The following is a 23717-nucleotide window of genomic DNA, read 5'->3' as shown; positions in this document are numbered from 1 at the left end:
CCGAAACCCTCCCTTCATCCACCGACATGCCGAGGAACTGAGATGACGTTTCCCTCCCGCCCCCCGCTCTATCTGGTCGATGACGACGAGGCCGTGCTCGACTCCCTGCGATTCATGCTGGAGAGCTGCGACGAGCGGCAGCTGCTTAGCTTTGCCGATGGCGAGCGCTTCCTGGCCGAGGTCGACCTGCACCAGCCCGCCTGCCTCATTCTCGACTGCCGCATGCCTGGGCTCTCGGGCCCCGAGGTCCAGCAGCGGCTGAAGGCGGCCCAGAGCCCCATCGCCATCCTGTTTCTCACCGGCCACGGCGAGGTGCCACTGGCGGTGGAATCCCTCAAGCTGGGGGCGGTGGATTTCTTGCAAAAACCGGTGCAGCTGGCCCCCCTGCTCGCCGCCATCGAGCGGGCCGAGCAGGCGACGCAGGCGGCGGCCACCCGCCTCGCCCAGCTGGCCGCCTTTGAGCGCCTCACCCCGCGCGAACGCCAGTTGTTGCAGCTCATCGCCCGGGGCCACAAGAACCAGCAGATAGCGCAGGATCTCTGCATTTCGGTGCGCACCGTCGAGGTGTGCCGCGCCAGCCTGATGAAACGCCTGGCGGTGAACTCCCTCGCCGAGATGCTGCTGCGCTACGCGCAGGTGAGCGAACACCCCTGAGTGGCCTGCAACCGTACAAAACGGGCAGGGATCACACATTTGGCGCTTCGATGGCGGTAGAGTGCCCTCTTCTCTTCACCAGGACCGCCCGGGTCCTGCGCCTTGTTTCGAGGACACATCATGGAACTGCTTCTGCTCAGCAACGGTAAAACCACAGAACACCCCGGCCTGCTCGGCTGGGCCCGCGACCGGGTGCAAACCCTGCTCGCTCGCAATCAGGTCAAGCGCATCCTGCTCATCCCCTACGCGGTGATCCGCAGCGACTGGGATGCCCGTGCCCGGGAGCTCACCGAGAGTCTGGGGGTGGACGCCATCAGCATCCATCACTTCGACGATCCGGTGGATGCCATCAACCGGGCCGACGCCATCTTCATCAGCGGCGGCAATACCTGGCTCCTGAACCAGCGGCTGCACGAGTATGGTCTGGTGGTCCCCATCCAGCGTGCGGTGCGCGAGCGGGGCGTGCCCTATGTGGGCTGGAGCGCCGGCTGCAACGTGGCCACCCCCAGCATCCGCACCACCAACGACATGCCGGTGTGCAGCGCCGTGGTGCTGCCTGCGCTGGGGCTCTTCCCCGTGCAGATCAACCCTCACTATCTGGACGCCAGCATCAGCGGCCACATGGGGGAGACCCGGGACGAGCGTCTGGCCGAGTTCTGCGCCATCAACCCGAGCGAATCCGTGGTGGCCCTGCGCGAGGCGAGCCTGTTGCAGATCGGCGGCAATCACATCGAGTACTGGAGTGCCCGGGGCGAGACCTTCAAGATCTTCAAGCACGGCGAACCCATCCGGGAATACGGGGACGCTGCGCCTCTGGCAGCGCTCACCCCCTTCACGCCGGCACGCTGATCCTGCCAAACGACAGAGGGATGGCCTGCGCCATCCCTCTTTCTTTGTTGCTCGCCCCTTCGTGATTCACTCCAGAATGGCCATCTCCTCCCGAGAGCCGCTGCGCCCGGGAGCCCTCAGCAACACCACCAGCGGCACGGCGCACAGGCTGACCCACATCATCAGGCGAAAATCCTGCAGGTAGGCGAGCAGGCTGGCCTGCCGGGTCACCTCGCCGTTGATCATGACCAGCCCCTTCGGCGTCATCAGCTCCGCCATGCCCCCGCCCTGATGCAGGTTGACATTGAACGGGGTGATGTAGGCGGCGAACGCCTCGTGGTTCATCTGGGATCGCTGGGCCAGATAGGTGATCACCACCGAGATGCCGATGCTGCTGCCGATGTTGCGCACCAAGCTGAACAGCGCCGTCCCCTCGTTGCGATAGCGCGGCGCCAGGGTCGCAAAGGTGATGGTGGAGAGGGGCACGAAGATGAAGCCGAGCCCCAGCCCCTGGATGATGCCGGTGCGCACTATGTCCCAGCTGCCGATGTCCGTGTTGAACAGGGTCATCTCCCACATGGAGAAGCTGGTGAGCAGCAGCCCTGACAGGATGAGGTAACGGGCGTCCACCCGGCCCGACAGCCTGCCCACCAGCATCATGGCAACCATGGTGCCCACCCCGCGCGGGGCGAGCAGGTAACCCACGTCGATCACCGGGTAACCCATCAGCCCCTGCATGAAGGGAGGCAGCAACGTCATGGTCGCCAGCAAGATGATGCCGACGATGAAGATGAAGAGCAGACCGACGCTGAAGTTGCGATCCCGGAACAGGGCCGGTTCTATGTAGGGGTGCGGGTGGGTGAAGATATGCACCACGAAGAGGTAGAACGCCATCACCATCAGGATGGTCTCGATGACGATCTCGGGGCTGGCGAACCAGTTTTGTGACTCCCCCCTGTCCAGCGCCATCTGCAATGCCCCTATGCCGAGACTCAGCAGGGCGAAGCCCAGCAGATCGAAGCGGCGGCTGGCATCGATCTTCGTCTCCTCGATGAAGGCGGTAAGCCCGAACCAGGCCAGCAGGCCGAACGGCAGGTTGATGTAGAAGACCCAGCGCCAGTTGTAGTACTCGGTGAGCCAGCCCCCCAGCGACGGCCCCAGGATGGGACCCACCATGACCCCTATCCCCCAGAGCGCCATGGCAGAGCCGTGCTTCTCAGGCGGATAGGTGTCTAGCAGCACGGCCTGGGAGAGGGGCACCAGGCTGGCGCCGAAGATCCCCTGCAGCAGGCGGAACAGCACTATCTGATCCAGGCTCTGGGCCGCGCCGCACAACATGGAGGCAACGGTAAAGCCCGCCACCGACCACATGAACAGCCTTTTGCGGCCAATTCTTGCCGAGATGAAACCGGTCAGCGGCATGAAGATGGCGGCCGCGACTATGTAGGAGGTCAGCACCCAGGAGATCTGATCCTGGGTGGCGCCCATGGCCCCCTGCATATGGGGCAGGGCGACGTTGGCGATGGTGGTGTCCAGCGCCTGCATGATGGTGGCCAACATCACCGACAGGGTGATGAAGCCACGTCGGGAGCTCTGATCCACCCCCTGATGGCTTTGCGTCGTCATATTAACCTCAGAATGACCAGCCCAGCAGGCTGCGTTTGTGGCCGGTGTCTATCTTGGTGATGGCGCTCAGGCCAGCGCGCAGAGTAGGCCCGGAGGCCATTTCGTCCAGCTTGATGCGCACCGCGACTCGCTGGGCGATCTTGACCCAGTTGCCGGTGGCATTCTGGGCCGGGATCACCGAAAACTCGGAGCCTGTGGCCGGGCTAAGGCTCTCCACCACTCCGGTCCAGTGCGCATCGGGGTAGGTATCCACACTGATGTCCACCTTTTGACCGGGCTGCACATGGGTCAGCTCCGTCTCGGTGAAGTTCGCCTCCACCCAGGGGGTGTCGGTCTCCACCAGCATCATGGCGGTCATGCCCACCAGACTGTACTGGCCGGGCTTGGGCAGCTGGCTGGCGATGCCGTTGGCGGGGGCATAGATGGTGGTGCGAGCCAGATCCAGCCTGGCCTTGGCCAACTCGGCCGCGGCCTCCTGATAGGCGGGCTGCTGCTCCACTGGCAGGTTCACGTCCCCGCTGAGGGAAGCTTCAATCTTCTTGAGCCCCTCCTCCAGCGCCACCTGCTGCTGGGCGGTCTGTATGGTGAGCTGGCGGGCATCGTCGTAATTGGCGGTGGAGGTGAAGTGCCTGGTCACCAGATCCGCCTGGCGACGCTCCTCCTTCAGGGCATAGGCATGGCGGGTGCGGGCCACGGCGATCTCCGCCTGCTGGCCGCGATAACTGGTCTGCAGCGCCACCAGATCGGTGCGCACCTTGGCAAGTTCCGCCTCGGCCTTGGCCACGGCGACCCGGAAGGACTCCTGATCCAGCTCGAACAGCGGCTGGCCGGCCCGGACCTGCTGGTTTTCCTCGACAAACACCTTGGCCACCCGGCCCAGCACCTCGGTGCTGATGGGGACCTTGTCTGCCTTCACATAGGCGTTGTCCGTCTCCACATAGCGCCCGCCCTGCAGGTAGATAACGCCCGCGCCGATCAGGGCCAGTGCCGGCACCACCACCAGCAACAGCAGGCGGGTACGGCGCCGGTTGGCGGCAGGAAGGGAGGAAGAGGGGGAATCAGTGGTCATGATATGGCTCCACGTTGGTTGGCATCACAGGAAAGCATCAGAGGTGGCCGAGGTTGGCACGCAGGATCTTGAGGGAGCGGCACAGCGCCTCGGTCGCCTCCTCCCCCAGCTCGCCGATGGCCCTCTGATGCACCAGATCGGACGCCTGTTTGATCATCGCCAGATAGGGGGTGGCCCCTTCGGTCAGATGGAGCTGATAGGCACGCCTGTCATGGGGGTCGCTGCGCCGCTCCACCAGGCCGCTCTCCGCCAGCTGATCGAGCTGACGGGCCAGGGTGATGGGCTGGATGTCGAGCCGCTCCGCCAGATCCACCTGGCGGATCCCTTCGCTGCGTGCAATGTGCACCAGAGCTCTGGCCTGGGCCAGGGTGAGGCAGCTTCCCTCCAGCTGCTGCTGGAACTGGCGGCGCATCAGACGCTGGACGTCGCCGATGAGAAAGCCAAGGGTGTCCGGTTGTTTGTTCATGATATGCAACCCATATAGTAAGCTTTACTTATTATATGCAAAGCGTATCCATGTGCAAGCTGGCCCCGGCCGCCGTTTGGGTTCATGCTGGGTGCCACCACCTCAACGGCAGGAGACACGTCATGGATATCAGGATGGAGCGGGACAGCCTGGGGGAGATAGCCGTCCCGGCGGACAGGCTCTGGGGGGCCCAGACCCAGCGCTCCCTGCATCACTTCAACATCTCGGGGGAGCGCCAGCCCATGGAGATCATCCATGCCCTGGCCCGCATCAAGTCCGCCTGCGCCCGGGTCAACCACGCCCTGGGGCTGCTCCCCGCCCGCAAGGCCCAGGCCATCATGGCCGCTGCCGACGAAATCCTGTGCGGCCTGCACGACGCCGAGTTTCCCCTGATGGTGTGGCAGACCGGCTCCGGCACCCAGACCAACATGAACCTCAACGAGGTGCTGGCAAACCGGGCCAGCGAACTGCTCGGCGGCCCCCGGGGGGAAGCGCGGCTGGTGCATCCCAACGACGAGGTAAACAAGAGCCAGTCCAGCAACGATGTCTTCCCGAGCGCCATGAACCTGGCGGCGGTCACCGCCATCACGCAGCGGTTGCTGCCGACCCTCGCTGCCCTGAAGCAGACCCTGGCAGGCAAGGCCGCCGCCTTCGACCACATCGTCAAGATTGGCCGCACCCATTTGCAGGATGCCACTCCCCTCACCCTGGGCCAGGAGATCTCCGGCTGGGTCGCCCAGCTTGAACAGGGGGAGCGCCATCTACGGGCCGCCCTGCCCCATCTGTGCGAGCTGGCGCTCGGCGGCACCGCCGTGGGCACCGGCCTCAACTGCCCTCCCGGCTTTGCCGAGGCGGTGGCCAGAACCCTGGCCGAGCAGACTGGCCTGCCGCTGGTGAGCGCCCCCAACAAGTTCGAGGCCCTGGCGGCGAGTGACGCCCAGGTTCACGCCCACGGTGCCTTCAAGACGCTGGCAGCCTCCCTCATGAAGATCGCCAACGACGTGCGCTGGCTGGCGAGCGGCCCCCGCAGCGGGCTGGGGGAGCTGCTCATCCCCGAGAACGAGCCCGGATCCTCCATCATGCCCGGCAAGGTCAACCCGACCCAGAGCGAGGCCCTCACCATGCTCTGCGCCCAGGTGATGGGCAACGATGTGGCCATCAACATCGGCGGTGCCAGCGGCAACTTCGAGCTCAACGTGTTCAGGCCGATGATCGCCTACAACGTCCTGCAGAGCCTGCGGCTGCTGGCGGACGGCATGCAGAGCTTCCACGACCACTGCGCCGTCGGCATCACCCCGAACCAGGCCAGGATCAACGATCTGCTCTCTCGCTCCCTGATGCTGGTGACGGCCCTCAACCCCCATATCGGCTATGACAAGGCGGCCGAGATCGCCAAACGGGCGCACCATCAGGGGCTGAGTCTGCGGGAGGCGGCCATTGCCTCGGGCCACCTCAGCGCGGAGCAGTTCGATGCCTGGGTGATCCCCGCTGACATGGTGGGCCGCACGCCATAAGGCAGCGCAGCGCACGGCAATCCCATACCCGGGGCATACCACCGCAGGTGGCGGGGCGCAGCAAATAGGGACAGTGATGGGCAATAAAGATGAAAAGGGCGCCATGGCGCCCTTTTCATTGCAGATCTGCCGTCAGGTCTTGCTCTGGCAGTTGAACATCCAGTGGGTGCCGAACTTGTCCACCAGGGATCCGAAATAGTCACCCCAGAACATCTCCGCCAGCGGCATCTCCACCTTGCCTCCCTCGGCCAGGGCTGCGAACAGGCGATCGGTCTCGCCCCGGCTGTCCGGCTCCAGGTTGAGGTAGCTGTTGTTGCCCTGCACCAGGGTGAACCCCATGCTGGCCGGAGCATCCGTGCCCATCAGCACGTGGCCCCCAAGGATGGGCAGGGCCACATGCATCACCAGCTCCCCGTCTTCCTCCGATAGAGGGGGCTGGCCCGGACAACCCGGGGACTCCTTGAACCTGTGGATGGGGCCGCTGAAGTCACCGCCGAACACTTCGCGATAGAAGAGGAAGGCAGCCTCCGTCTCCCGGGCAAAATTGAGATAGGTACTGACACGCGCCATGGGTTTCTCCTTGTCACCGATAGCTGGCCCCTGTGGCCAGCTAACAGCATAGAAGAGCACGGGGCACCGTCAGGTGGCGATCCGGTCCCCCTCCCCGCCTGGGGGAGCCGCGCTCACAGCCCAAGTTCGGTCGAACACGCAAAAGTGCAACCCGATTTGCAGTGGGTTGCACCTCATGTAGGCATTCATAAGATGCATTGCCAACCCATTAATAATGCTGTGAAAAGCGGACAAGCGGCAGGCTTGAAAGGAGCCTGATGGAGACCGGATTCATGGAAGAATTCAACAATGTAACCAATACATTAAAATTTCTTGCTTGAAGGTTGCACCTGGTTGCACCATCATCGGCGAAATTTAACCGTCCGGTAATATTGTTACCTTCTAGACACAGGAAGTCCCATGGCCACTACCACCCTCGGCGTCAAACTCGATGAAGCGACCCGCGACCGCCTCAAACAGGCTGCGCAGACTCTGGATCGCACTCCCCACTGGCTGATCAAGCAAGCCATCTTCACCTATCTGGAGCAACTGGATCGCGGTCTGACCCCGCCCGAGCACTCCGGGCTGGCTGCCGCCGCCGGGGAAGAGGCCGTCGAGACCCTGACCGAGCAGGGCATCCAGGTCTTCCTCGAGTTTGCCGAGAGCATTCTGCCCCAGTCCGTGCTGCGGGCCGCCATCACGGGGGCTTATCGCCGCCCCGAGACCGAAGCCGTCCCCATGCTGCTGGAGCAGGCTCGTCTGCCCAAGGAGAAGGCTGACGCGACCCAGAAGCTGGCCATGGGCATCGCCGAGAAGCTGCGCAACCAGAAGAGCGCCAGCGGCCGTCAGGGCCTGGTCCAGGGACTGCTTCAGGAGTTCTCCCTCTCCTCCCAGGAAGGGGTGGCCCTGATGTGCCTGGCGGAGGCGCTGCTGCGCATCCCCGACAAGGCGACCCGGGATGCCCTGATCCGTGACAAGATAAGCGGCGGCAACTGGAGCCAGCACCTGGGCCAGAGCACCTCATTGTTCGTCAACGCGGCCTCCTGGGGTCTGCTCATCACCGGCAAGCTGGTAGCCACCCACAACGAGGCGGGCATGAACAGCTCCCTCAAGGGACTCATCGGCAAGGGGGGTGAGCCGCTCATCCGCAAGGGCGTCGACATGGCGATGCGCCTGATGGGTGAACAGTTCGTCACCGGCGAGACCATCGCCGAGGCGCTGGCGAACGCAGGCGGCATGGAGAGCAAAGGGTTCCGCTACTCCTACGACATGCTGGGGGAAGCGGCCCTGACCGAGGAGGACGCCAAACGCTATCTGGCCTCCTACGAGCAGGCCATCCACGCCATCGGCAAGGCCTCCCACGGTCGCGGCATCTACGAGGGGCCGGGTATCTCCATCAAGCTCTCCGCCCTGCATCCGCGCTACAGCCGCGCCCAGTACGATCGCGTCATGGAGGAGCTCTACCCCACCTTGCTGGGCCTGACCCAGCTCGCCAGGCAGTATGACATCGGCATCAACATCGACGCCGAGGAGGCCGATCGCCTGGAGATCTCCCTCGATCTGCTGGAGAAGCTCTGCTTCGATCCGTCCCTCGCCGACTGGAACGGCATCGGTTTCGTCATCCAGGCCTACCAGAAGCGCTGCCCCTATGTGATCGACTACGTCATCGATCTCGCCAAGCGCAGCCGTCACCGCCTGATGATCCGTCTGGTGAAGGGCGCCTACTGGGACAGCGAGATCAAGCGCGCCCAGCAGGAAGGGCTGGAAGGCTACCCGGTCTATACCCGCAAGCCCTACACGGACGTCTCCTACCTCGCCTGCGCCCGCAAGCTGCTGGCGGTGCCCGAGGCCATCTATCCCCAGTTCGCCACCCACAACGCCCATTCGTTGTCGGCGATTTACCAGCTCGCCGGTCAGAACTACTACCCGGGCCAGTACGAGTTCCAGTGCCTGCACGGCATGGGTGAACCGCTCTACGAACAGGTGGTCGGCAAGGTGGCCGACGGCAAGCTGGGTCGCCCCTGCCGCATCTATGCCCCGGTGGGCAGCCACGAGACCCTGCTCGCCTACCTGGTGCGCCGCCTGCTGGAGAACGGGGCCAACACCTCCTTCGTCAACCGCATCGCGGACAACAACATCTCCCTCTCGGATCTGGTGCAGGATCCGGTGCAGCAGATCGAGCAGATGGCCGCCCGTGAAGGGACCCTGGGTCTGCCCCATCCGCGCATCCCCCTGCCCCGGGATCTCTACGGCGAGGCGCGCCCGAACTCCGCAGGTCTGGATCTCGCGAACGAGCACCGCCTGGGGTCCCTCTCCGCCGCCCTGCTCGCCAGCACCAACACCGCCTATCAGGCCTTGCCCATGCTGGGTTGCGACACCGAGGCGCCGACCCAGTTCCAGCCCGTGCTCAACCCGGCGGATCACCGCGATGTCGTCGGTCAGGTGAGCGAAGCCACGGTAGCGCTGGTGGACAAGGCGCTCGCCTGCTCCCTCACGAGCGGCCAGATCTGGCAGTCCACCCCGCCAGCCGAGCGGGCCGCCGTGCTGGACAGGGCCGCCGATCTGATGGAATCCGAACTGCAACCCCTGATGGGCCTGCTGGTTCGCGAATCCGGCAAGACCTTCGCCAACGCCATCGCCGAGGTGCGCGAAGCGGTGGACTTCCTGCGCTACTACGCCGCCCAGGCGCGCAACCACTTCGCCAACGACACCCACAGGCCGCTCGGCCCCGTGGTCTGCATCAGCCCCTGGAACTTCCCGCTGGCCATCTTCAGCGGCCAGGTGTGCGCGGCCCTGGCCGCCGGCAATACGGTGCTGGCCAAGCCTGCCGAGCAGACCCCCCTCATCGCGGCACAAGCGGTGCGCATCCTGCTGGAAGCGGGGGTACCCGCCGGAGCGGTGCAACTGCTGCCGGGCCGTGGTGAGACCGTGGGTGCGGCGCTCATCGCGGACGAACGGGTGCGCGGCGTCATGTTCACCGGCTCCACCGAGGTGGCGGGCATCATCTCCCGCAACCTGGCCGGTCGCCTCGACGCCCAGGGTCGCACCATTCCCCTCATCGCCGAGACCGGCGGCCAGAACGCCATGATCGTCGACTCTTCCGCCTTGACCGAACAGGTGGTGATGGATGTCATCTCCTCGGCGTTCGACAGCGCCGGTCAGCGCTGCTCCGCCCTGCGAGTGCTGTGCGTGCAGGATGACGTGGCGGATCGGGTGATCCGGATGCTCAAGGGCGCCATGGCCGAGTACAAGGTCGGCAGCCCCGAGCACCTCTCCACCGACATCGGCCCCGTCATCGACGCCGAGGCCAAGGCCAACATCGAGCGCCACATCAAGGCCATGGGCGACAAGGGGCGCAAGGTGCACCAGATCGCTCGCACCCAGGGGGATGCCTGCAGCCGCGGCACCTTCGTGCTGCCGACCCTGATCGAGCTCGACAGCCTGGACGAGCTGGGTCGCGAAGTGTTCGGCCCTGTGCTGCACCTGGTCCGCTACCCGCGCACCCGGCTCGGGGAGCTGCTCGAGCAGATAAACGGCAGCGGTTACGGCCTGACCCTGGGTGTTCATACCCGCATCGACGAGACCATCGCTCAGGTGGTGAACGTGGCCAAGGTGGGCAACCTCTACGTCAACCGCAACATCGTGGGCGCCGTGGTCGGGGTGCAACCCTTCGGTGGGGAAGGGCTTTCCGGCACTGGTCCCAAGGCCGGTGGCCCGCTCTACATGTATCGCCTGCTCGGCGCCCGTCCCCAGGAGGCGGTGGCCAATCAGCTGCACCAGGAGTCCGGTGCCCTGCATGCCGAGGCGAAAGCCCCCCTCGTGGCCCTGCGCGATTGGGCGAGCAAGCAGGATCCGGCCCTCGCCGCCCTGTGCGATCACTACGCCGCGCTCTCCCAGAGCGGCCGTACCCAGCTGCTGACCGGCCCCACCGGCGAGCGCAACAGCTACAGCCTGCTGCCCCGGGAACGGGTGCTCTGTCTTGCCCAGGAGAAGGCCGACCTGCTGGCCCAGCTGGCCGCCTGTCTGGCGGTCGGCAGCCAGGTGTTGCTGCCGGACGATGCCCAGACACGCTCCCTGCTCTCTTCCCTGCCGACCGAGGTGCGGGATCCCATCGCGCTGGTGGCGGACTGGGCCACGGGGGAGACAGACTTCGATGCCCTGCTGCACCACGGCGACTCGGATCAGTTGCGGGAGGTGAGCAAGCTCGCCGCCGCACGCCAGGCAGCCCGTAACGGCGCCATCATCGGTGTGCACGGCCTGCATCGCGGCGAGACCGACATCCCGCTGGAACGCCTGCTCATCGAGCACGCCCTCTCGGTCAACACCGCCGCCGCCGGTGGCAACGCCAGCCTGATGACTATCGGCTAAGCGCCACATAGTGACGGAGACTCAAGCCCCGCCGATGCGGGGCTTGTTCTTTCGTCTATGGGACACGCCCATGAAAAAGGCCGCCCCTGTCGGGGCGGCCTTTTTGTTCTCCCTTCTCCCCTCGCGGGAGAAGGGTGGGGGATGAGGGGCGGCTCGCCTACACGTACTCCATAAAGACGCGGGAGGTGAGCTTGGTGATGAGCTCATAGGGAATGGTGCCGATCTGGTCGGCCACCCGCTCTACCGGCAGCCCTTCCCCCCAGAGCACAGCCTCGTCGCCCGCCTTGTCGGTGGCGCCGGGACCGAGATCCACCGTCGTCATGTCCATGGAGACACGGCCCACCAGGGGCACGATGCGGCCATTGACCAGCACTGGCGTGCCATTGGGGGCCATGCGCGGATAACCGTCGCCATAGCCGATGGCAATCACCCCGAGCCGGGTATCGCGATCCGACACCCAGTTGGCGCCATAGCCTACCGGCTCGCCCGCCTTGTGATCGCGCACCGCGATGAGCTGGGTCTTGAGGGTCATCACCGGCTTGAGGTCGTAATCCGCCGCCACCGTATTGGGGAAAGGCGACACGCCGTAGAGGATGACGCCGGGGCGCACCCAGTCGCAGTGGGAATCCGGCCACGCCAGGATGCCTGCCGAGTTGGCCATGGCGCGCTCGCCCTTGAGCGGCGCAGTCAGCTGGCTGAACAAGTCGATCTGCTCGCGGGTGGTGGGTTGCTCCAGCTCATCGGAGCGGCTGAAGTGGGTCATGACGTTGAACGGCTGCACCACGTTCTTGCACTTGCCGAGGCGCTCGATAAAGGCGGGCATCTCCTCGGCCCGTACCCCGAGGCGGTGCATGCCGGTGTCGAGCTTGAGCCAGGCCACCACGGGGGCAGGCAGCTCCGCCTGCTCCAGCGCCTCGAGCTGCTCCCAGGTGTGCACCGCGGTCTGCAGGTTGTTGGCCGCCAGCACCGGCAGGTCGGCGGCGCTGAAGAAGCCCTCCAGCAGCACGATGGGCTTGACCACGGCGCAGGAGCGCAGCATCAGCGCCTCTTCGATGCGGGCCACCGCGTAGGCGTCCGCATCCACCAGGGTGCGGGCGACCGGCAGCAGGCCGTGACCGTAGGCGTTGGCCTTGACCACGGCAATGATCTTGCATTGGGGGGCGTGGCGTTTCACCACGGCGAGGTTGTGGCGCAGGGCCGCTGTATTGATCTGGGCGATAGCCGCTTTCATCTGTTTTCCCTTACGAGGGCATGATAATCAGGCACCGGGTGGTGTCAGCCCTCAAATCTCATCGTCTAAGGCCGGACCGGCAGAATTGTCGAACCGGGAAAACTGTTTATGGATGCCGGGAGCAGGCTCCCGGCTTACTTAGTAGTCATCATCAAACGCCGGGCCCGCGTAGTTGTCAAAGCGCGAGAACTGACCCTGGAAGGTGAGCCGCACTCGTCCTATGGGGCCGTTACGCTGCTTGCCGATGATGATCTCGGCGATCCCCTTGTCGGGGCTGTCGTCGTGATAGACCTCGTCGCGGTAGATGAACATGATCAAGTCCGCGTCCTGCTCGATGGAGCCCGATTCCCGCAGATCCGAGTTGACCGGGCGCTTGTCGGCCCGCTGTTCCAGGCTTCGGTTCAGCTGGGAGAGCGCCACCACGGGGCACTGCAGCTCTTTCGCCAGCGCCTTGAGGGAGCGGGAGATTTCACCGATTTCCAGAGTACGGTTGTCAGACAGCGCCGGCACCCGCATCAGCTGCAGGTAGTCCACCATGATCATGCTGATGCCGCCGTTGTCCCGCGCCACCCGACGGGCACGGGAGCGCACTTCGGTCGGGGTCAGGCCGGAGGAGTCGTCGATGTACATCTTCCCCTTCTCCAGCAGCAGCCCCATGGTGGAGGAGAGCCGCGCCCAATCCTCGTCGTCGAGCTGGCCGGTCCGCACCTTGGTCTGGTCGATGCGCCCCACCGAGGCGAGCATACGCATGATGATCTGCTCGGAGGGCATCTCGAGGGAGAAGATCAGCACCGGCTTGTCGGCGGTGAGGGCCGCGTGCTCGCACAGGTTCATGGCAAAGGTGGTCTTGCCCATGGAGGGACGGGCGGCGACGATGACCAGATCCGAACGCTGCAGGCCGGCGGTCATCTTGTCCAGATCGTTGTAGCCGGACGACACGCCGGTCACCCCGTTGTGGGGGGTCTTGAACAGCTCTTCAATCTTGTCGACGGTCTGCTCGAGGATGAGCTTGAGCGGCTGGGGGCCCTCGTTGGCGCTGGTGCGCTGCTCGGCGATCTGGAACACCTTGCTCTCGGCCAAGTCCAGCAGATCGTTGGAGGTACGCCCCTGGGGCTCGTAGCCTGCTTCGACTATCTCGTTGGCGACCGAGATCATCTCCCGCACTACCGCCCGCTCACGCACGATCTCGGCGTAGGCACTGATGTTGGCGGCACTCGGGGTGTTCTTGGCGATCTCCACCAGATAGGCGAAGCCACCGGCCTCTTCCAGTTGCTCGGAGCGCTCGAGCTCCTCCTGCAGAGTGATGAGGTCGATGGGGTTGCCCGCGTTGGAGAGGCGGGTCATGGCCTGGAAGATCAGGCGGTGCGGGCGGCTGTAGAAATCCTTGTCGATCACCCGTTCGGCGACCCGATCCCAGGCCTCGTTGTCCAGCATCAGGCCGCCCAGTACGGACTGTTCGGCCTCAAAAGAGTGGGGAGGTACTTTCAGCTGTTGTGTCTTGGCGTCTTTTTTCGCCGTCACTTGCTCTGCCATACACATAAAAACCGCAGCGGGAAGGGGACGGGAATTTTACAAAAGAAACCCCGCCATCGCGAGTGCTAATACGTCCCGTCATCGCATCCGGCGACAAGACGGGACCCAGACCTCGTCAGCGTCATCCACTTGTGCGCCGCAGACCTGCCTCACAGTACGAGAAAGGGCCAGACCAGGGTCTGATCCTTCGTTCTTGCTCTTTGTTTGTTGCGCAGCCTGCGCACCGAGCGACTCGGCCGTCTGTGTTTCATGGGCGCCTCCCCTGTCGGACGACTCAATCTGTTCATGAATAATTCATGCCATCCGTGATAATCATACCCGCAAGCTGCAACACAAAAAGGGACTGGCAGCCTGCCATGCGCCTCGCTGAGCTTGCACAAGCAGAGCATGCCCCCACCTACATGAGAGTGAAAGAGTCAAAATGAAAAAGATGCTGACCCTGTTTGCCCTGATCCTGGCCATTGGCCTTGGGGCACCCATCGCCGAGGCCAAGAAACTTGGTGGCGGCAAATCCTTTGGCAAGAGCTACAAGACGGCCCCGGCCCAACCTGCAGCCAAGCCGGTCGACACCAAGAACCCGACCGTGGGCGCCCAGGCACCCAAGAAAGGCGGCATGATGGGCGGCCTGCTGGGTGGTCTGCTGGCCGGCGGCCTGTTCGCCTACCTGCTGGGCAGCGGTGCCTTCGAAGGTCTGCAAGGGATGGACTTCCTGCTGATCGCCCTGCTGGCACTGGGCGGTGTCTTCCTGTTCCGAGCCCTGCGCAGGAACAAGGCGGCAGCGGCCCAGCCACAGACGGCCTATGCGGGCTATCAACCGCCCCAGAGCGCGGCCCCCCAGCAGTTCGAGCAGAGCCACAGCGCCCCGCAGGCCACCGGTTTTGCCGACAGCGACGTGCCCTTCCGTCTGCCCCCGGGCTTTGACATGAACGGCTTCCTGGCCGGTGCCCGCGATCACTACCGCACCCTGCAAGAGGCCTGGAACAAGAACGACCTGGAGAAGATCCGCGAGTACGTGAGCCCCGAGCTGTTCGAGCACCTCAAGGCCGAACGCGCCGAGCTCTCCGGTGAGCAGCACACCGAGGTGATGTACGTGGACACCCAGCTGGTCCGTGCCGACTACGGCAGCGACTGGGCCCAGGTGAGCGTGCGCTTCAGCGGCCGCTACATGGACCGTCAGGAGCAGGTCGAGGAGGACATCAAGGAGGTGTGGCACCTCGAGCGTGATCTCGCCAAGGACAATGCCCCCTGGCATATCGTCGGCATCGAGCAGCTCTAAGGCTCAACCGACCCATTTCATCAAGGCGACCTCAGGGTCGCCTTTTTATTGCCATCAGATCGTGTCATGCCCTATTTCGGGGCAGCTTCCCGTGGCCGGATATATTTCCCGAGAGACACTGCTGATGATATTGAAAATAAAAAGAGAGGCAGCCATGGCTGCCTCTCTTTTTTATTGGCTCGGTGTGCAGGGATTATTTGCAACCCTCTACCGAGGTGGAGTTGATATAGCTGACCTCGCCGGCCGGCTGATAATCGGCGACCTGAATGGTCTTCTTCGCCGCGATATAATCCTTCAGTACACCGGCATCCACCAGACCGGCATTGATGGTGTCGATCTTCGGATAACCGTCACCACCGGCCGCGCTGAAGCTCGGGATGGAGAAGCTGTAGGTTGCCGCCGGATCGAAGGCCTTCCCGCCGATGGTGGCGATGTCCACGCTCTTGGCCTGGCAATCCACCGTCATCTTGATGCCGCCGAACTGGGCATAGCCACCGGTATTGGCGGTCTTGGTCGCAACCTGACCCAGGTAGGTCAGCAGCTCGTTGCCGCTCATGGTCGCCTTGTTGACGGTGTTGCCGAACGGATGCACGGTCAGCACGTCACGGTAGCTGATGTCCCCTGCCGCGATGGAGGCACGCACACCACCGGAGTTGACGATGCCAAAGTCGGTGCTCAGCTTCTCGGCAGTCGCGGTGGTGATGAGACGACCCAGGTTGGTCTGCTTGTTGCGCACGTTGGAGCGCTCACCGTCCAGTACGCCATCGGTGGCACCGATGACCACACCCAGCTCCTGCTGTCCCTTCTCCTGATAGGTGAGCAGGGTGTTGTAGAGCTCGGGATCCTTGACGATCTCTTCCTGAATGAAATCACCGTCCGCGTTCTTCAGGTTGACCGGGATCAGATCGTACTGGGTCAGGGTCAGCTTGCCATTCTGATAGTCAAACTGGGCACGACCCACATACTTGCCCCACTCGTGAGCCTGCATGATCCAGGTGCCGTTCTGCTGATCCGGCTGGCAGTCGTCGCCCGGCTTGAAGTCGGCGTACTTGTCCGGGGTACCCGGCTCCATGCAGACCGGGTTCTGGGAGTGACCACCGATGATGGCGTCCAGGGTGCCTGCCGGCAGCGCACGGGCCATTTCCACGTCACCCGGTGCGTTGCTGCCGTGCTGACCATTCTCGTAATGGCCCATGTGGGTGATGGCAAGAACCAGGTTCGCCTCTTTGTTGTCGCGGATCTGCTTGCCGAGATTGGCGGCTTCCGTGGTCGGATCGCGGAACTCCAGGGTCTGGACGTTGTTGGGATCCACCAGCTGGGCGGTGTCCTCTGTGGTCAGACCCAGCACGGCGACCTTGAGGCCGCTCTCCAGCTTGAACACCTTGTAGGGATCGAAGTAGCGCTTGCCGCTCGTCTTGTCATAGATGTTGGCGGAGATCATCGGGAACTGGGCCCACTGGCGCTGTTTCTCGAGGATGGTCAGGGGGTTGTCGAACTCGTGGTTACCCACCGCCATGGCATCGTAACGGATGCTGTTCATGGCCATGAAGTCCGGCTCTGCATCCTGCAGATCCGACTCTGGCACTCCGGTGTTGACGTCACCGCCGGAGAGCACCAGCACTTCGCTGCCCGCCGCTTTCGCCTCGGCACGCAGCCGCTCGACCAGGGTCTTCTGGGCCGCCATGCCATATTCGCCCTTGTCGTTGTGCCAGAAACGACCGTGGGTATCATTGGTATGCAAAATGGTCAGCTTGCAGACATTTTCGGTGCAGGGGGCGACGCTGTCGTTGCTTGAGGTATTGCAGCCGCTCAATGCGGCAAGCACTGCCAGTGCGATACTTCCTTTGACAAATTTATAATTCATTTCCATATCACCTTGTTATTTTGTTATTGGACGACCCTATCCAGGATCGGGCGGTAATATAACAAACAACATGTGACGGTTTTTCATCGGCGACTCACAAATTCCGCCAAATGTGATCATCCACGCAACCTGTTTCCCCTATTTGGAACAGAGGCGCCCCACTCGCAGAGCAATTTCCCCCATGATGGCAGCCCGCCGGTAACGGTTATGGCATACTGCCCGCCAATCAATGCCAAGGAGTGCCTGGAATGGCCAAGTACGACAAAATTTCCCCCGAAACCCAGCAGGAGGCGATGAAAATCGCCCGTGCCAACCAGAAGCCGGGGCAGACCAAGGAGCAGACCCAGCTCATCGCCCAGGGGATCCAGAAGGGCATAGACGAATACAAGAAACAGATGAAAGCGAAGGCCCGCGAAGCCAACCGCCAGAAGAAACTGCAAGCCAAAGCCAGGCACTCTTCCCAAGAGACGCCGGAAGAGGAGAGCGAAGCCGAGGTCATCGAGCTCACCCGCCAGCACCCGCTGCCCTGGATCCTGCTGATGCTGAGCTGGCTGGTATTTGCCGTGCTCTGGTTCTGGTTCCGCTGATCCTGCCCAGGCAAACCTTTGCCCTGCGATCCGCTTCACAGCCCGGGCGCGGGGGACTGGTCATTCCCCACCCGGACTGCCTACACTCTGCCCCCCTTGTCAGGAGACACTCATCATGAACCCGGCCCCGCTCTATCTGCTGGCTCCCCTCGCCCTCTTCCTCGTGACCCTGGTGCTCTATCGCATCTCGCCACTGCGGGCGGTTGCCGCCGGCCATGCCCGCTGGTTTATCCTGCCCGCCTTCACCCTCTTTATCCTGCTCATCGTCATCAATAGCGCTGCGGATCCCGCCCTGCGAAGCCCTGCTTTCCACTGGCTGATGCCGGGGTTCGGCTTTGCCCTGAGCCTGCTCCCTGCCCTGCCCAAGGCGCTGGTACCGCGCCTGGCTATCAAGGAGGGAGCCTTTGCTGCCCTGGGTCTGATGCTGATGAGCCTTGCCATGGTCTACTGATCGGCAAGCGCTGGCGTCACGATGGCGCCAGCCCCCCTTCTTGTACAAAGAATGGCCTTCAGGCATCTTGGTGGGCGGATAACCGGCATGGAGGCCAGATGAACAATCCGCCCGATTTCATGGCGCTGTGGGATTATCAGGATCCCGTTGCCAGCGCCCAGCGTTTTCAAGCACTGCTGCCCGAGGCGCGTGCCACCAACCTGCAATGGGAGCTGGAGCTCCTCACCCAGATAGCCCGCACCCATTCACTGCAACGCAAGTTTGCACAGGCGCACCAGCTGCTCGACGAGATAGAACCCCGCCTCACCGAGGCGACTCCACGGGCCCGCCTGCGCGCCTTGCTGGAGCGTGGCCGCACCTTCAACTCCGCCGGTGACAAGGCCAGCGCCAAAGCCCTGTTTGAACAGGCCTGGCAACTGGGAGAACAGCACGAAGAGCACTATCTGGCCATCGATGCGGCCCACATGGTGGCCATCGCCGCCCCCCTGGAGGAGCAGAGCCACTGGCACCAGCTGGCGATGACCCTGGCCGAGCGCAGTCACGACAAGCGGGCACGGGGCTGGCTCGCCACCCTCTATAACAATCAGGGCTGGACCCTGTTCGAGCTGGGTCGCCTCGACGAGGCCATCGCCTGTCAGCAAAAGTGCCTGGCCTGGCACGAGCAGCACAACAACCAGGGTAAAGCCTTTATCGCCCGCTGGAGTCTGGCGCGCCTGAGCCGGGCCCAGGATCGCCATGAACAGGCCATGGCCGAACTGGCGCAGTTGCGCGACGACATGGCCGCCGTCAGCACCCCCGAGGATGGCTATGTGTTCGAGGAGCTGGGGGAGAATGCACTCGTGCTCAATGATCCCGCGGCGACCGAGTACTTTGCCCGCGCCTGGTTTCTGCTGTCACAGGATGGCTGGTTCACCGCCAACGAGGCAGAACGACTGGCCAGGCTCAAGCTGCTCGCCAAACTCTGATAAGCGTGCGGGGCGACCAATTGGCCGCCCCGCACATCAGCATGTCTGCCCGGGAGCAGAGGTGACGGCTCAGGCCGGACTCGCCTCTTCCCAGCTCTGCTTCTTGCGATAAATCGTGGAAGGGCTTATTTCCAGCAGGGCCGCCGCCTTGGGGATGTTGCCGTCACAACTGGCGATGGCCTGCTCGATGGCCTCCTTCTCCACCTGCCAGAGCGGACGGACCTGCCTGCGAACGACGACGGATTCTGACTGGGGATCCGCGATCCCGACCGCAGGCTCCGGGGCCAGGGTACGCCCCCCGTTGAGGGGAGGTGGCAGGATATCCGGGCTCACCAGCTCGCCATCGTTGAGCACCACTATGTTGCGCACCACGTTTTGCAGCTCGCGCACGTTGCCGGGCCAGGGATAGTCGAGCAGCACCTGCACTGCGTCCGCATCAAAATCCCTGAACCGCTTGTTCTCCTCACCGGCATAACGCAGCAGCAACTCCCGGGCCAGCAGCAGGATGTCCTCTCCCCGCTCCCTCAGGGGGGGCAGCGCCAGCGGGATCACATGCAGGCGGTAGTAAAGGTCTTCACGAAACCGTCCGGCCTTGACCTCCACCAGGGGATCCCGGTTGGTGGCGCAAACAAAGCGCACATCCACCGTCTCCAGCTTGCCGCTGCCGACCCGCTGCAAGGTGCCGGTCTGGATGAAACGCAGCAGCTTGCTCTGCAGGTCGAGATCCATCTCGCAGATCTCGTCGAGGAAGAGGGTGCCGCCGTCCGCCAGACTGGCCGCCCCCTTGCGATCCCCCTGGGCACCGGTAAACGACCCCTTCACGTGGCCGAAGATCTCGCTCTCCATCAGGTCATGGGGAATGGCGGCGCAGTTGAGGGCGATGAAGGGCTGATCCCGACGCGGGCTGCACTGGTGGATGGCCTCGGCGCACACCTCCTTGCCGGTGCCGCTCTCGCCAGTGATGAAGACGGTGGCCTTGCTCGGCGCCGCGCTCTCGATGATGCGATAGACCGCCTGCATCGCCATGGAGGCGCCGATGAAACCGGCAAAGGAGCTGCGCTCGAAGTTTTCCCGATACTGGGCCACCAGCGAGCTGAGCTGCTGGTGCTTCAGGGCATTGCGCGCCGTGGCGCACAGGCGCTTGCCATCGAACGGCTTGGTGAGAAAATCGAAGGCCCCGAACCGCATCGCCTCCACCGCCACATCCACCGAGCCGTGAGCGGTGATCACCACCACGGAGGGCGGGCTTGCCAGCAATTGTGCCAAAGCCTGCTGGCCACAATCTGCCAGCTGCACCTCGTAGCCATCCTGGGCCAGATACTGCTCATAGACGACCGCCAGACTGCGGGTATCTTCCACCAACAGGACACGGGGTTTGCTTTCAGCCACGAGATCCATCCTTGCGCTTGATTTTGTTGTCTATTCTGGGGGCTAGCCGCCACACACTCAAGACGGCCTCATCGCTTTATCCGGGGGATTGCGACAATACACAAGCAAAAACGGCTCCCTGGGGAGCCGTTTTTATGGTGCGTTGAGCTTATTTCTTGGCGTTGTCGCCATCGGCAGCCGGTTTTTCGATGGCCAGCAGCTCTACGTCAAATACCAGCACGGCGTTGGCCGGGATGGAACCTGCACCGTGCTCGCCATAGGCCAGCTTGGACGGCAGGAAGAACTTGAACTTGGAGCCGACCGGCATCAGTTGCACCCCTTCGGTCCAGCCCGGGATCACCTGGTTGAGCGGGAAGGTAGCCGGCTCGCCGCGATCGACGGAGCTGTCAAACTTGGTGCCATCAGTCAAGGTACCGGTGTAGTGTACCTTGACGATGTCGGTGGCCTTCGGCTTGGCGCCGTCACCCATCTTCTCGACCTGATATTGCAGGCCGGACTCGGTGCTCTTCACGCCCTCTTTCTTGGCGTTGGCAGCCAGGAACTCTTCACCCTTCTTCAGGTTTTCCACGGCATCCTTGTCGGCCTTCGCCTTGGTCAGCTCGTTGATCTTGGCGTCGTATTCCTGCAGAACCTTCTGGATCTCCTCGTCGGTCATCTTGGCTTCTTTGCCCAGACCGTCGGTGACACCCTTCAGGATCACGGTGTTGTCCAGCTTGATGCCGAGCTCCTGCTGGCGCTCCAGGGTATTGGCGATATAACGACCCATGGAGAGGCCGATCGCATAGCCGGATTGCTCTTCAAAGCTCTTGGCCTCAGCCTTGGGGGCCTCTGCCGGCTTGCTGGCTTCTGCCTTGACCTCTGCGGTGTTGGTCGCAGCAGGTTTCTCATCTTTTTGGCAAGCAGTCAGACCGACGGCAACCGCCGCAGCCAACAGGGACACCTTCAGAAAATTGTTCATCAGTTTCTCCAAAACTCTAAATACCGCTCTCGGTTCCTTCGTGAAATGAGAGGTTTATCGTGATAAGCGCCTTATACTAACGCCGTGATCGCAGGTAACGAAAGCATGAGACAGGAAAAATGATCAAAAGTGCCATTTATCTCATCGGTATTTGCCTGATGCTGACGGGGTGCGAACAACGCTCACTTCCCAGCCAGCAGATCCACCTCGCCAACCAGGGGCTGCTGAGCGCGGATCTCGCCAGTTCCGGCAAGCTCGCGCTCGTCTCCAGCCTGAGTCAGGGCACTGTGGTGTGGGATCTGGAACAGGGCAAGGAGCGCTGGCGCTGGCGCCAGAGCGACGACCAGGAGGAGTTCGTCACCCTGACCCGCTTCTCCCCCGATGACAGCCATGCCATCACCGCCACTCAGCACACCTTCGCCATCTGGCGCTTGCAGGATGGCCGCTCCCAGGGCTACTACTCCCTGCCAGAATCCCGCCTGCGCGATGCGGCGATCTCGGCGGATGGCCGCCAGGTGCTCATCGGCCGTGAAGACGGCAAGGCGGAAGTGGTCGACACCCAGACCGGACGCCGGCTGCAATTCCTCGGCCACACCGAACAGGTCAACACGGTGGATCTCTCCCCCAATGGTCGCTATGCCCTCACCGGCGGCAACGATTACAGCGCCTATCTGTGGGATACCCGCACGGGCCAGGTGGTGTGGCGCTTCAACCACGCCGGGCGAGTCGTGATGGCGAGACTGGATCCGTCCGGACGCTTCGCCTTCACCGCAGACAGTCGCCAGGCCAGCATCTGGGATCTCAAAACCGGCAAGGAGCACAGCCGGTTGCAATACGATCACCGCTTCGAGGTCTACACCAGCGCCCGCTTTGCCAACGGCGGCAACTGGCTCATCACCGGCGCCCCCTCCCGCCAGCTCACTCTGTGGCAGGTGAGTGACGGCCAGCCGTTGCAGAGCTGGCGCGTCTCGCCCCATCCCAAGGTGAAACCGCCGAGCGCTGTGGTCTATGGCGTGGCTTTGCGCGACAATGACCACCTCGTCAGTGCCAGCTCCAGTGGCCTGGCTGAAATCTGGACTATCAAGTAAGGACCAAAAGGCCCATGAGTCAGCAACTAAACGAACGCCTCGAAACCCTGGAAAGCCGCCTCGCTTTTGCCGAATACACGGTGGAGCAGCTCAACGACGAGGTCACCACCCAGGGTCGCGAGCTGGACCGGCTCAAACACCAGATCCATCTACTGGTGGATAAATTGCAGAGCGTACAGCCGAGCCAGATCGCCAGCATGGCCGAAGAGACGCCGCCACCGCACTACTGATGAGTGCCAGCCATAAAAAAACCCGCGCCATGCGCGGGTTTTTTTATCATCGGCCAGGCCGTGATCAGTGCTGATGGCCCTTGCCACCACAACCGCCACCACCGCAGCAACCACCGTGACCGTGATCGTCGCCGTGATCGTGTGCATGGTTGTGACCATGGCCGCCACAGCAGCCACCGTGGTCATGATCGTGATCATGGCCGTGATCATGGTCATGACCATGATCGTGACCGCAGCCACCAGCGCCGTGCACATGGCCATGGGCCAGCTCTTCGGCGGTCGCGGCACGCACGTCCTTGATCTCGACCTTGAAGCCCAGGGTCACGCCAGCCAGGGGATGATTGCCGTCCACCTTGATGAACTCCTCGGACACCTCGATGACGGTCACCGGGCGGTGGCCGTCGTCGGTCTCGGCCACAAAAGTATCCCCTTCAGACACTTCCATACCGTCGAACAGCTCGCCGGGCACTTCCTGCACCAGATTCTCGTCGTACTCGCCATAGGCCTGGTTCGGCGTCAGGGTGACGTCGAACGCCTCGCCCACGCTGCGACCTTCCAGCTCGGCTTCGAGGCCGGAGACCAGGTAACGGGTACCGTGCAGATACACCAGCGGCTCTTTACCGACAGTGGTGTCGATGACTTCACCGTGTTCGTCGGTGACCGTGTATTCCAGCGTAACCACGCTCAGGGGAGCTACTTTCATGTCAGGGATCCTGCGGATAGAAAAAAACGGGCTCAGAATACCTCAAAAAGGCAGACAAGCATATGGTCGGCCCGGCTGCAGTGTGATGAAAAAGTCATCAACAGCGACCAGCCTGACCGGCGTACCATCACCTTGAGGCATGGCACTCACTCGGGACGAAACACCCCTATCACCTGCTCCGCCTCACGCGTCGCCTTGTCCACCTGCTCCTGGGTCTGCACCTGGGTATCCCCGCACTCGACACAGGTCACCTTCTCGACTCCATGCTCCATATACAGCATCATGGTGTCCATCTTGCCGCACGCCGGGCAAACCGCCCCGGCAATGAAGCGTTTTTTACGTCTGGTTTCCATTTTTGTTACCTCCAG

Annotated in this window: 21 protein-coding genes; 10 read left to right on the top strand and 11 right to left on the bottom strand. The window is 63.2% G+C overall.

Annotation, left to right across the window (positions count from 1 at the left end):
* Positions 1 to 42: 42 nt before the first annotated feature.
* Both BN1120_RS15855 and pepE read left to right on the top strand, forming a co-directional pair.
* The gene (locus tag BN1120_RS15855; protein WP_042016831.1) at positions 43 to 654 is read left to right on the top strand and encodes a response regulator transcription factor; all 612 of its coding nucleotides are present in this window, start codon (positions 43 to 45) and stop codon (positions 652 to 654) included.
* A 120-nt stretch (positions 655 to 774) separates the two neighbouring features.
* Complete coding sequence (pepE, locus tag BN1120_RS15850; protein ID WP_042016829.1) at positions 775 to 1503, top strand: dipeptidase PepE; 729 nt, start codon at positions 775 to 777, stop codon at positions 1501 to 1503.
* A gap of 66 nt (positions 1504 to 1569) precedes the next feature.
* Here pepE and BN1120_RS15845 read toward each other — a convergent pair whose 3' ends face one another.
* From BN1120_RS15845 to BN1120_RS15835, 3 genes are read right to left on the bottom strand one after another with little or no spacing between them, the layout of a single operon-like run.
* Entirely contained in the window at positions 1570 to 3108 is a 1539-nt protein-coding gene (locus tag BN1120_RS15845; RefSeq protein ID WP_042016827.1) for a DHA2 family efflux MFS transporter permease subunit, read from the bottom strand.
* 7 nt (positions 3109 to 3115) lie between these two features.
* Positions 3116 to 4177, bottom strand: coding sequence for an HlyD family secretion protein (locus tag BN1120_RS15840; protein WP_042016826.1), 1062 nt, complete (start codon positions 4175 to 4177; stop codon positions 3116 to 3118).
* A 37-nt stretch (positions 4178 to 4214) separates the two neighbouring features.
* A complete protein-coding gene (locus tag BN1120_RS15835) occupies positions 4215 to 4643 on the bottom strand; it encodes a MarR family winged helix-turn-helix transcriptional regulator (protein ID WP_010673264.1) in 429 nt (142 codons plus the stop codon).
* A 122-nt stretch (positions 4644 to 4765) separates the two neighbouring features.
* Between BN1120_RS15835 and fumC the strand changes: the two genes are divergently transcribed.
* The gene (gene fumC / locus BN1120_RS15830; protein WP_042016825.1) at positions 4766 to 6157 is read left to right on the top strand and encodes a class II fumarate hydratase; all 1392 of its coding nucleotides are present in this window, start codon (positions 4766 to 4768) and stop codon (positions 6155 to 6157) included.
* Positions 6158 to 6289: 132 nt separating this feature from the next.
* Here the strand turns inward: fumC and BN1120_RS15825 are convergent, their stop codons facing one another.
* Positions 6290 to 6727, bottom strand: a complete 438-nt coding sequence (locus tag BN1120_RS15825) for a VOC family protein (protein ID WP_041211205.1) — start codon at positions 6725 to 6727, stop codon at positions 6290 to 6292.
* Positions 6728 to 7126: 399 nt separating this feature from the next.
* Between BN1120_RS15825 and putA the strand changes: the two genes are divergently transcribed.
* Complete coding sequence (putA, locus tag BN1120_RS15820) at positions 7127 to 11074, top strand: trifunctional transcriptional regulator/proline dehydrogenase/L-glutamate gamma-semialdehyde dehydrogenase (RefSeq protein WP_042016823.1); 3948 nt, start codon at positions 7127 to 7129, stop codon at positions 11072 to 11074.
* Between the two features lie 157 nt (positions 11075 to 11231).
* On the opposite strand, the gene alr is transcribed toward putA, so the two are convergent.
* On the bottom strand, positions 11232 to 12305 hold the full coding sequence (gene alr / locus BN1120_RS15815; RefSeq protein ID WP_042016821.1) for an alanine racemase: 1074 nt from the start codon (positions 12303 to 12305) through the stop codon (positions 11232 to 11234).
* Between the two features lie 138 nt (positions 12306 to 12443).
* Positions 12444 to 13838, bottom strand: coding sequence for a replicative DNA helicase (gene dnaB / locus BN1120_RS15810; RefSeq protein ID WP_039040054.1), 1395 nt, complete (start codon positions 13836 to 13838; stop codon positions 12444 to 12446).
* Between the two features lie 421 nt (positions 13839 to 14259).
* Here dnaB and BN1120_RS15805 point away from each other — a divergent pair, with 421 nt between their 5' ends.
* Positions 14260 to 15114, top strand: coding sequence for a Tim44 domain-containing protein (locus tag BN1120_RS15805; protein ID WP_010673257.1), 855 nt, complete (start codon positions 14260 to 14262; stop codon positions 15112 to 15114).
* A 193-nt stretch (positions 15115 to 15307) separates the two neighbouring features.
* Here the strand turns inward: BN1120_RS15805 and ushA are convergent, their stop codons facing one another.
* Positions 15308 to 16978, bottom strand: coding sequence for a bifunctional UDP-sugar hydrolase/5'-nucleotidase UshA (gene ushA, locus BN1120_RS15800; protein ID WP_042016819.1), 1671 nt, complete (start codon positions 16976 to 16978; stop codon positions 15308 to 15310).
* Between the two features lie 248 nt (positions 16979 to 17226).
* Between ushA and BN1120_RS15795 the strand changes: the two genes are divergently transcribed.
* The 3 genes from BN1120_RS15795 to BN1120_RS15785 all read left to right on the top strand — a co-directional run bounded on the left by BN1120_RS15795 (position 17227) and on the right by BN1120_RS15785 (position 18981).
* The gene (locus tag BN1120_RS15795) at positions 17227 to 17565 is read left to right on the top strand and encodes a DUF2956 domain-containing protein (protein ID WP_042016818.1); all 339 of its coding nucleotides are present in this window, start codon (positions 17227 to 17229) and stop codon (positions 17563 to 17565) included.
* A gap of 115 nt (positions 17566 to 17680) precedes the next feature.
* A complete protein-coding gene (locus tag BN1120_RS15790; protein WP_042016817.1) occupies positions 17681 to 18016 on the top strand; it encodes a hypothetical protein in 336 nt (111 codons plus the stop codon).
* 98 nt (positions 18017 to 18114) lie between these two features.
* On the top strand, positions 18115 to 18981 hold the full coding sequence (locus tag BN1120_RS15785) for a tetratricopeptide repeat protein (protein ID WP_042016815.1): 867 nt from the start codon (positions 18115 to 18117) through the stop codon (positions 18979 to 18981).
* 69 nt (positions 18982 to 19050) lie between these two features.
* On the opposite strand, the gene BN1120_RS15780 is transcribed toward BN1120_RS15785, so the two are convergent.
* Both BN1120_RS15780 and fkpA read right to left on the bottom strand, forming a co-directional pair.
* The gene (locus BN1120_RS15780; protein ID WP_042016874.1) at positions 19051 to 20370 is read right to left on the bottom strand and encodes a sigma-54-dependent transcriptional regulator; all 1320 of its coding nucleotides are present in this window, start codon (positions 20368 to 20370) and stop codon (positions 19051 to 19053) included.
* A gap of 148 nt (positions 20371 to 20518) precedes the next feature.
* Positions 20519 to 21328, bottom strand: a complete 810-nt coding sequence (gene fkpA / locus BN1120_RS15775; RefSeq protein ID WP_029313875.1) for an FKBP-type peptidyl-prolyl cis-trans isomerase — start codon at positions 21326 to 21328, stop codon at positions 20519 to 20521.
* A gap of 119 nt (positions 21329 to 21447) precedes the next feature.
* On the opposite strand from fkpA, the gene BN1120_RS15770 reads away from it, so the two are divergent.
* Positions 21448 to 22416, top strand: coding sequence for a WD40 repeat domain-containing protein (locus BN1120_RS15770; RefSeq protein ID WP_042016813.1), 969 nt, complete (start codon positions 21448 to 21450; stop codon positions 22414 to 22416).
* A 14-nt stretch (positions 22417 to 22430) separates the two neighbouring features.
* A complete protein-coding gene (locus BN1120_RS15765; protein WP_010673249.1) occupies positions 22431 to 22646 on the top strand; it encodes a SlyX family protein in 216 nt (71 codons plus the stop codon).
* Positions 22647 to 22710: 64 nt separating this feature from the next.
* Here BN1120_RS15765 and BN1120_RS15760 read toward each other — a convergent pair whose 3' ends face one another.
* A complete protein-coding gene (locus tag BN1120_RS15760; RefSeq protein WP_010673248.1) occupies positions 22711 to 23349 on the bottom strand; it encodes an FKBP-type peptidyl-prolyl cis-trans isomerase in 639 nt (212 codons plus the stop codon).
* 146 nt (positions 23350 to 23495) lie between these two features.
* A complete protein-coding gene (locus BN1120_RS15755; protein ID WP_010673247.1) occupies positions 23496 to 23702 on the bottom strand; it encodes a YheV family putative zinc ribbon protein in 207 nt (68 codons plus the stop codon).
* Positions 23703 to 23717: the final 15 nt, after the last annotated feature.

Origin of the sequence: Aeromonas caviae (genome assembly GCF_000819785.1) — a bacterium.
Taxonomy (GTDB): Bacteria; Pseudomonadota; Gammaproteobacteria; order Enterobacterales; family Aeromonadaceae; genus Aeromonas; species Aeromonas caviae.
Note: the sequence above shows the minus strand (reverse complement) of the source record. Positions and strands in the feature narration are given on the sequence as shown.

Coding starts and splice junctions, on each gene's coding strand:
- BN1120_RS15855 (WP_042016831.1), top strand. CDS start 43: ATGACGTTTCCCTCCCGCCCCCCGCTCTATCTGGTCGATGACGACGAG.
- pepE (WP_042016829.1), top strand. CDS start 775: ATGGAACTGCTTCTGCTCAGCAACGGTAAAACCACAGAACACCCCGGC.
- BN1120_RS15845 (WP_042016827.1), bottom strand. CDS start 3,108: ATGACGACGCAAAGCCATCAGGGGGTGGATCAGAGCTCCCGACGTGGC.
- BN1120_RS15840 (WP_042016826.1), bottom strand. CDS start 4,177: ATGACCACTGATTCCCCCTCTTCCTCCCTTCCTGCCGCCAACCGGCGC.
- BN1120_RS15835 (WP_010673264.1), bottom strand. CDS start 4,643: ATGAACAAACAACCGGACACCCTTGGCTTTCTCATCGGCGACGTCCAG.
- fumC (WP_042016825.1), top strand. CDS start 4,766: ATGGATATCAGGATGGAGCGGGACAGCCTGGGGGAGATAGCCGTCCCG.
- BN1120_RS15825 (WP_041211205.1), bottom strand. CDS start 6,727: ATGGCGCGTGTCAGTACCTATCTCAATTTTGCCCGGGAGACGGAGGCT.
- putA (WP_042016823.1), top strand. CDS start 7,127: ATGGCCACTACCACCCTCGGCGTCAAACTCGATGAAGCGACCCGCGAC.
- alr (WP_042016821.1), bottom strand. CDS start 12,305: ATGAAAGCGGCTATCGCCCAGATCAATACAGCGGCCCTGCGCCACAAC.
- dnaB (WP_039040054.1), bottom strand. CDS start 13,838: ATGGCAGAGCAAGTGACGGCGAAAAAAGACGCCAAGACACAACAGCTG.
- BN1120_RS15805 (WP_010673257.1), top strand. CDS start 14,260: ATGAAAAAGATGCTGACCCTGTTTGCCCTGATCCTGGCCATTGGCCTT.
- ushA (WP_042016819.1), bottom strand. CDS start 16,978: ATGAATTATAAATTTGTCAAAGGAAGTATCGCACTGGCAGTGCTTGCC.
- BN1120_RS15795 (WP_042016818.1), top strand. CDS start 17,227: ATGGCCAAGTACGACAAAATTTCCCCCGAAACCCAGCAGGAGGCGATG.
- BN1120_RS15790 (WP_042016817.1), top strand. CDS start 17,681: ATGAACCCGGCCCCGCTCTATCTGCTGGCTCCCCTCGCCCTCTTCCTC.
- BN1120_RS15785 (WP_042016815.1), top strand. CDS start 18,115: ATGAACAATCCGCCCGATTTCATGGCGCTGTGGGATTATCAGGATCCC.
- fkpA (WP_029313875.1), bottom strand. CDS start 21,328: ATGAACAATTTTCTGAAGGTGTCCCTGTTGGCTGCGGCGGTTGCCGTC.
- BN1120_RS15770 (WP_042016813.1), top strand. CDS start 21,448: ATGATCAAAAGTGCCATTTATCTCATCGGTATTTGCCTGATGCTGACG.
- BN1120_RS15765 (WP_010673249.1), top strand. CDS start 22,431: ATGAGTCAGCAACTAAACGAACGCCTCGAAACCCTGGAAAGCCGCCTC.
- BN1120_RS15760 (WP_010673248.1), bottom strand. CDS start 23,349: ATGAAAGTAGCTCCCCTGAGCGTGGTTACGCTGGAATACACGGTCACC.
- BN1120_RS15755 (WP_010673247.1), bottom strand. CDS start 23,702: ATGGAAACCAGACGTAAAAAACGCTTCATTGCCGGGGCGGTTTGCCCG.